Origin of the sequence: Haemophilus sp. HMSC066D02, assembly GCF_001810545.1 — a bacterium.
Taxonomy (GTDB): domain Bacteria; phylum Pseudomonadota; class Gammaproteobacteria; order Enterobacterales; family Pasteurellaceae; genus Haemophilus_D.
In genome coordinates this window covers 463,282-470,772 of the sequence record NZ_KV801805.1, presented here as the reverse complement: position 1 = coordinate 470,772, position 7,491 = coordinate 463,282, and the positions used below count along the sequence as shown (strand labels likewise).

Genomic DNA, 7,491 nt, shown 5'->3' with positions numbered 1-7,491 from the left:
CGAGAGGCTTAACTATACAACGCTCAAGGGTTTTTGAGGTTGTAAGACTAAAATAAAAAAACTCAAAGACGAAAGAGAAAGTTTTTAGGTTTAATCAGCTTGTTTGGTTGTGAGCACTAGAGATAGTGAGAGCAGAGTAGAGAAAAGTTATTAAAGGAATAATCCTGGCGGCGATAGAGCGGTGGTCCCACCTGACCCCATACCGAACTCAGAAGTGAAACGCCGATGCGCCGATGGTAGTGTGGGGCTTCCCCATGTGAGAGTAGGACACCGCCAGGTACTGAATGTGAACCCCGAGCTGAATGGCTTGGGGTTTTTGTTTATGGAGTTTTCAATATTTTAGCAAAGCGTTGATTCTATGATACAATCACCGCCGTAATTTTAATAAAACAAGAGAAAATATGACCGCACTTAATGTATTAATTTATCCAGATGATCACCTTAAGGTTGTTTGTGAGCCAGTTGTCGAAGTCAATGATGACATTCGTAAAATTGTAGATGATATGTTTGATACGATGTACCAAGAAGAAGGGATTGGTCTTGCCGCTCCACAGGTAGATATCTTACAGCGTATTATTACGATTGATATTGAAGGTGACAAACAAAATCAATTAGTGTTGATCAATCCAGAAATTTTGGCTTCTGAAGGTGAAACAGGCATTGAAGAAGGTTGTTTATCTATTCCTGGATTTCGTGCTTTAGTGCCTCGTAAAGAAAAAGTCACGGTAAAAGCGTTAGATCGTCATGGAAAAGAATTTACGCTTGATGCAGATGGTTTATTGGCAATTTGTATTCAGCATGAGATCGATCATTTGAACGGTATTTTATTTGTGGATTATCTTTCACCGTTGAAACGTCAACGTATCAAAGAAAAATTAGTGAAATACAAAAAGCAAATTGCAAAACAATAATCAAAAGTGCGGTATAAAATGACCGCACTTTTCCTATCAACGCCATAACGTAGAACATTATGAAACCATTGAATATCATCTTTGCCGGTACACCGGACTTCGCAGCACAGCATCTTGCTGCACTTTTAAATTCTCATCACAATATTATTGCTGTTTATACGCAGCCAGATAAACCGGCTGGCCGCGGTAAAAAGTTACAGGCGAGTCCTGTAAAGCAATTAGCAGAACAGCATCAAATTCCTGTTTATCAACCAAAATCCTTACGTAAAGAAGACGCGCAAGCAGAGCTTAAAGCGTTAAATGCCGATGTAATGGTTGTTGTCGCTTATGGTTTGATTTTGCCTCAAGCAGTGTTAGATATGCCTCGTTTAGGTTGTCTAAATGTGCATGGTTCTCTCTTGCCACGTTGGCGTGGTGCTGCACCTATTCAGCGGTCTATTTGGGCAGGAGATCAACAAACTGGTGTGACGATTATGCAAATGGATGCAGGCTTAGATACTGGTAATATGTTACACAAAGTGTATTGCGATATTGATGCGCAAGAAACCTCAGCCTCGCTTTACCATAAATTAGCTGAAATTGCGCCAGCTGCATTGATTGATGTTTTGGATCATTTGGAAGAAGGGAAATTCATTGCAGAAAAACAAGATGATAGCCAAAGTAACTATGCAGAGAAACTTTCTAAAGAAGAGGCTAAATTAGATTGGTCGCTATCGGCAGCCCAGCTTGAACGCAATATTCGCGCATTTAATCCTTGGCCGATTAGTTTCCTACAGTTAACTGATGAGCAAGGTAATGAACAAACCCTAAAAATTTATGCTGCTGCCGTGTTGCCACATGTGGATAAACCAGCTGGGACGATTTTAAGTGTCGATAAAAAAGGTATCCAAATTGCCACGAAAGAAGGCGTTTTAAATTTATTGCAACTTCAGCCCGCAGGCAAGAAACCTATGTCTGTGCAAGACTTCCTCAATGGTCGAGCAGATTGGTTCCAGGTTGGTAAGGTTCTAAACTAATGGTATTTCAACGCAAAAAAACGGGAAAATCGACTGCTCTTTCGGTACGCGCTATTGCTGCTCAAGTGATTTTACAGGTTTTAGATCAGGGTAAGTCCTTATCAACATTGATTCCTGAAGTGCAATCGCAGGTAAAACCACAGGATTTACCTTTATTACAGGAAATCACCTTTGGTATTTGTCGCGTATTACCTCGTTTAGAAAATATTATAAAAAAACTATTAGATAAGCCATTGAAGGGTAAAACCCGCATCGTGCACTGTTTGCTATTAGTGGGATTGTACCAATTACTTTATATGCGCATTCCGGCTCACGCTGCAGTGGATGAAGTGGTGAACGCCACAAAATCATTGAAATCGGATAGTTTCCGTGGTTTGGTTAATGGTGTACTGCGTCGCTTCTTACGGGAACAAGAAGAGATTCTTGCTGTAGTAGATAAAAATTGGCAAACGCTTCATCCTGAATGGTTTGTGAATAAACTCAAAAAAGCTTATCCGAATTGGTGTGACATTATTGAGGCGAATAACCAAAAGCCACCAATGTGGTTACGGATCAATCAACAGCAAAATAACACGAAAACTTACCGCACTTTATTGGAAGAGCAAGAGATAGTCTCATTTGAATGTGATAACCCACATGCTTTGCGCTTAGCTCAACCGCTTTCTGTCTCGAAACTACCGAATTTTGAACAAGGCGCAGTGACAGTTCAGGATCTCAATGCGCAATGGTCGGCCTTATTGCTTGAGCCACAAAATAATGAATTAATTTTAGATGCTTGTGCGGCTCCAGGTGGGAAAACTACGCATATTTTAGAAATGGCACCACAAGCGAAAGTGATTGCGCTTGATGTCGAGGCTTATCGCTTAAAACGTGTTGAAGAAAATCTTGCCCGTTTGAATCAACAGGCGACAGTTGTTTGTGGCGATGCGACCGAGCCTGAAAAGTGGCTTGCGGAAATAGGTTTAAGCGGTGCATCCTTTGATCGTATTTTATTAGATGCACCTTGCTCAGCAACGGGCGTGATTCGTCGTCATCCAGATATTAAATGGTTACGTCAAGAAACGGATATTGCTCAATTGGTTGCCTTGCAAGGACAAATTCTAAAAGCGCTTTGGGCAAAATTAAAACCTAATGGTATTTTGCTTTACGCGACCTGCTCGGTGCTTCCTGATGAGAACAGTCAGCAAATACAGCATTTTTTAGCTGAAAGACCCGATGCAGAATTAATGCCATTGCCGTTTGAACAAACGGAAAATACGATTGGAGTCCAATTCTTACCACAAGAGAATGGCGGGGATGGGTTCTATTATGCAAAATTGAGAAAACGGTCAGCTTAAATGAATTTGCCTTTAATTGATGTCGTCATTCCTTGCTATAACACTGAACAAACGCTTGTTCGTGCAGTAGAGTCTGTGTTGCAGCAAAATAATCTTGGTCACCTTTGGTTGATTGATGATGCGTCAACAGATAATACATTTGCATTAGCCTTACAGCTTGCAGAACAATATCCTGACAGAATCTCTATCGAGCAAATGCCGAAAAATAGTGGTGTCGCAATGGCTAGAAATTGGGGTGCGATGCTCTCTGCTAAAAGTGAGGTCGATTTTGTCGCATTTTTAGATGCGGATGATGCATACGAACCTGGAGCATTAGAAGTGGCGGCGGCAACCTTTCATTTTCAGCCAGATACTTCGGTGGTGAGATTAGCATTAAAATCGATAAATTTAGCCCAACGTTATGCTGAACACCCTAATTTTGATCAGGCATGGCAATATATGCGCATGACCTGCGGGGGAAATATCGTTTTCAATAAAGCTTTTTTCTTAGCTTGCGGCGGATTTCCAATACATCAATTATTCAGAGAGTTCGGCGGTGAAGATGGCGCTTTAGGCATTGCAACCACTAAAACGGCAAAAGTAGCGACATTATTTGAAGATGTAGGTGTTCTGCATTTTTGTCGTGAAGGTATGCATGCAGAACGTTTACTCGATGGGCTGTTATTTGGTAAACAAGATCCAACGATTACCGCAGAAAAAATGGCAGAAGCTGAACAAGTAACATCGACCATTTGTCGCCGTATTGAAGCATTAAAGTGCGGTCTAAATTCAGCTGAAATTGGTATCCGACCTTTGGTTGTGGAGAGAACAGAATGAAAATAATCATCTTAGGTGCAGGGCAAGTAGGCACAACGCTTGCGGCAAATTTAGTGAGTGAAGATAACGATATCACACTGGTAGATAATGAATCTCAACATCTGCAGAATTTACAAGATAAGCATGATTTACGCGTAGTTAAAGGTTCCCCTTCTTCACCCAAGGTTTTACGTGATGCGGGAGCCGCTGATGCAGACTTGATGGTTGCAGTAACGGCATCAGATGAAATCAATATGATTGCTTGCCAGCTGGGATATACTCTTTTCAATACTCCAACACGTATTGCACGTATTCGTAATGCGGAATATTTGCGTGAGAAAGATAAATTATTTAATGATGAAAACGTACCAATTGATCATCTGATTTCGCCCGAAAATTTAGTTACGGATGAGATTACACGTTTAATTGCTTATCCAGGTGCGTTGCAAGTGGCGCATTTTGCCAATAATCGAATTAGCATAGTGGTTGTAAAAGCCTATTACGGTGGTCCCTTAGTGGGTTATGCGCTATCTGCTTTTAAAGAGCATATGCCACACATTGATTGCCGAATCATTTCGATTTTACGTAATGATAGATTAATTCGTCCGCAAGGTTCGACCATTATTGAGGCGGGCGATGAAATTACCTTTATTTGTGCGACGGAACACATTAAAGCGGTGATGAGTGAGTTGCAACGCCTTGAGAAAACCTACAAACGTATCATGATCGTTGGCAGCGGGAATATTGCCTCAGGTGTGGCAAAACAGTTAGAAGATAAGTATCAAGTAAAACTCATTGAGCGCGATGGAGAAAAAGCGAAAGTTTTAGCTGAAAGACTCTCTAAAACCCTGGTTTTCCATGGTGATGCTTCTGACCAAAATTTACTTTTTGAAGAGCATATTGAGAGCGTTGATGTCTTTTTATCTCTAAGTGCGGATGATGAAGCCAATATAATGTCGGCGTTACTAGCAAAACGTCTAGGGGCTAAAAAAGCCATGGTGCTTATTCAACGAATGGCATATATCAATTTGATTCAGGGCGGAACCATTGATATTGCGGTTTCACCACAACAAGCGACAATCTCAGCGTTATTAGGCCATGTACGTAAAGGGGACATCAAAAATGTGGCCTCTTTGCGTCATGGTACTGCAGAAGCCATTGAACTTGTTGTACATGGCGATGCGACAACATCCAATGTGGTAGGAAGACAAATTGGCGATATTAAGCTGCCTGTAGGGGCGATGATTGCGGCAATTTTACGTAAAAATGAAGTAATCATTGCTCGTCGTCAAGTTGTTATTGAAGAAGGCGATAATGTGATTGTTTATATTAACGACAAGAAATCCGTGTCAGAAATTGAAAAATTATTCCAACCAAGTGCATTTTTTATTTAAATAACAGTTTACTTTTTAATCTGAAAACCTATAATACGCACTCTTTTAATTTTTTAAACCAACACAAAAGGAAATTTTATGAGCTTTCTTAAAGAATTCCGCGAATTCGCAATGCGCGGCAACGTAGTAGATATGGCAGTCGGTGTGATCATCGGTGGTGCTTTTGGTAAAATCGTAAGTTCACTTGTCGGTGACGTAGTAATGCCTGTATTAGGTATTTTAACTGGTGGCGTGGATTTCAAAGATTTGAAAATCACGTTAGCTCAAGCTGTAGGTGAAACCCCAGCAGTAACCTTAAACTACGGTGTATTTATTCAAAACGTCTTTGATTTCATCATCATTGCATTCGCAATCTTCATGATGATCAAAGGTATCAACAAAGTGAAAAAACCAGTAGAAGAAGTAAAAGGTCCTTCACAAGAAGAATTACTTACTGAAATTCGCGATTTATTAAAAAAACAATAAGAATTTAATTCAAATAAAAAAGGTTGGTATTTTACCAACCTTTTTTTTACCTAAAATTTAAGCTTTTAATAATAATGCTACAGCCTCGCAAGCAATGCCTTCACTTCGGCCTGTAAAGCCAAGTTTTTCTGTTGTGGTTGCTTTCACGTTGACTTGCTCAATATCACAATGTAAATCTTCCGCAATTTTTGCTCGCATTGCATCGATATGAGGACGCATTTTAGGGGCTTGAGCAATAATGGTTACATCCACATTACCGACCTTATAGCCTTTTGCTTGTACTTGGCGGAATGCTTCTCGTAATAAAACACGGCTATCTGCATTCTTATATTGCATATCGGTATCGGGGAAGAGTTTACCAATATCACCTAATGCTACTGCACCTAATAAAGCATCTGTTAAGGCATGTAAGGCGACATCACCATCAGAATGGGCAATAAACCCAGTGTGGTAAGGCACTTCAACGCCACCAATAATTAAAGGGCGGTCTTCACCAAAGGCATGAACATCAAACCCATGTCCAATTCGTATCATAGTGTTTTCCTTGTTAAATAAAATTCGGCTAAAGCTAAATCTTCTGGACGTGTAACTTTAATATTATCACTTCGTCCTGCAACTAAGTGCGGTTGAAATCCGGCAAGTTCCATCGCAGAGGCTTCATCTGTAATATTGGCGCCTTGAGAAAGCCCCTGTTTAAGTGCATTTCTTAATAGATCGCAACGGAAAAATTGAGGCGTCTGAGCAAGCCAAAGTTCTGAGCGATCTTCTGTTTTAATAATATTTTGTTGTTTATTCGCGCGTTTAATCGTATCGACCGCTGGAATAGCTAAAATAGCACCTTGCTCATCATTGATTTGGAGCAATTTATCTAAATCTTGATGTGTTAAACAAGGTCTTGCAGCATCATGTACCAACACCCAAGCATGGTTATTTTTGATCGCGTTGAGTCCATTTAGAACTGACTCTGCTCGTGTTTCACCACCTTCAACGAGGGTGATGTCTTCATGAGGGAATAAAGTCATTTCAGAAAGATAGGGATCATTTTTTCCTACTGCAAGAATAACGTGAGTGATAGCAGGGTGGGATAGAATGACAGAGAGAGTATGTTCCAGAATCGTCTTGTCTAGGATTTTAAGATATTGCTTAGGTTTATTTGCTTGCATACGGCTTCCAACACCTGCAGCAGGAATGACGGCAATAATTTCACGGTTCATTATTTATGCTCTTTGACGATGTGATAGAACACTTCGTTTGGTTTGACCATATCGTGACCCATGCGAGCACGTTCTTCAATGGATTCAAAACCTTTTGTTAATCCTTGAATTTCAGCTGAAATCATTTGATTTCTTTGTGAGAGCTTTTCATTTTCAGCTTTATTCTCTTTGATTTGAGCGGCGACATCTTTGTAGTCAAAATAGCCATTTTTACCAAACCAAAGATCGTACTGAAATAGCACGAGAATACCTACTAAAATTCCAATGAAAAGACGCATAAATTACCTATTATTTCTGAAAACTTGGGATAGTTTACCGTGAAATACAGCGAAATGCGATGAAAAAGTGCGGTTAAAAAT

General features: G+C 40.2%; 9 protein-coding genes and 1 rRNA gene. 7 read left to right on the top strand and 3 right to left on the bottom strand.

The features are described 5' to 3' along the window. Positions 1-163 precede the first annotated feature (163 nt). From rrf to mscL, 7 genes are all read left to right on the top strand, one after another. Positions 164-279, top strand: a 5S ribosomal RNA gene (rrf, locus tag HMPREF2750_RS04990). Positions 280-401: 122 nt separating this feature from the next. After that, positions 402-911 (top strand): peptide deformylase, encoded by a 510-nt coding sequence (gene def / locus HMPREF2750_RS04985; RefSeq protein WP_014064548.1) that lies wholly within the window; start codon positions 402-404, stop codon positions 909-911. Positions 912-970: 59 nt separating this feature from the next. Beyond that, positions 971-1,927 (top strand): methionyl-tRNA formyltransferase, encoded by a 957-nt coding sequence (fmt, locus tag HMPREF2750_RS04980; protein WP_070582866.1) that lies wholly within the window; start codon positions 971-973, stop codon positions 1,925-1,927. After that, entirely contained in the window at positions 1,927-3,264 is a 1,338-nt protein-coding gene (rsmB, locus tag HMPREF2750_RS04975; protein WP_070582864.1) for a 16S rRNA (cytosine(967)-C(5))-methyltransferase RsmB, read from the top strand. Before fmt ends, rsmB begins: the two co-directional genes overlap by 1 nt. After that, positions 3,265-4,080, top strand: a complete 816-nt coding sequence (locus HMPREF2750_RS04970) for a glycosyltransferase family A protein (protein ID WP_070582863.1) — start codon at positions 3,265-3,267, stop codon at positions 4,078-4,080. It abuts the gene before it with no gap. Then, positions 4,077-5,453 carry a Trk system potassium transporter TrkA gene (gene trkA, locus HMPREF2750_RS04965; protein WP_070582861.1) on the top strand — a complete coding sequence of 459 codons (1,377 nt, stop codon included), beginning with the start codon at positions 4,077-4,079 and terminating at the stop codon, positions 5,451-5,453. Before HMPREF2750_RS04970 ends, trkA begins: the two co-directional genes overlap by 4 nt. 78 nt (positions 5,454-5,531) lie before the next feature. Beyond that, on the top strand, positions 5,532-5,918 hold the full coding sequence (gene mscL / locus HMPREF2750_RS04960) for a large-conductance mechanosensitive channel protein MscL (protein WP_049364681.1): 387 nt from the start codon (positions 5,532-5,534) through the stop codon (positions 5,916-5,918). Positions 5,919-5,975: 57 nt separating this feature from the next. Here the strand turns inward: mscL and ispF are convergent, their stop codons facing one another. Genes ispF through ftsB form a run of 3 tightly spaced genes read right to left on the bottom strand, consistent with a single transcriptional unit; the run spans position 5,976 to position 7,410 of the window. Continuing rightward, entirely contained in the window at positions 5,976-6,452 is a 477-nt protein-coding gene (ispF, locus tag HMPREF2750_RS04955; protein ID WP_049369923.1) for a 2-C-methyl-D-erythritol 2,4-cyclodiphosphate synthase, read from the bottom strand. Next, positions 6,449-7,132: a 2-C-methyl-D-erythritol 4-phosphate cytidylyltransferase gene (ispD, locus tag HMPREF2750_RS04950; protein ID WP_070582859.1), complete on the bottom strand. Its 684-nt coding sequence runs from the start codon at positions 7,130-7,132 to the stop codon at positions 6,449-6,451. The genes ispF and ispD overlap by 4 nt, the downstream gene beginning before the upstream one ends. Further along, entirely contained in the window at positions 7,132-7,410 is a 279-nt protein-coding gene (gene ftsB / locus HMPREF2750_RS04945; protein WP_070582857.1) for a cell division protein FtsB, read from the bottom strand. Before ftsB ends, ispD begins: the two co-directional genes overlap by 1 nt. Between the last annotated feature and the right edge of the window lie 81 nt (positions 7,411-7,491).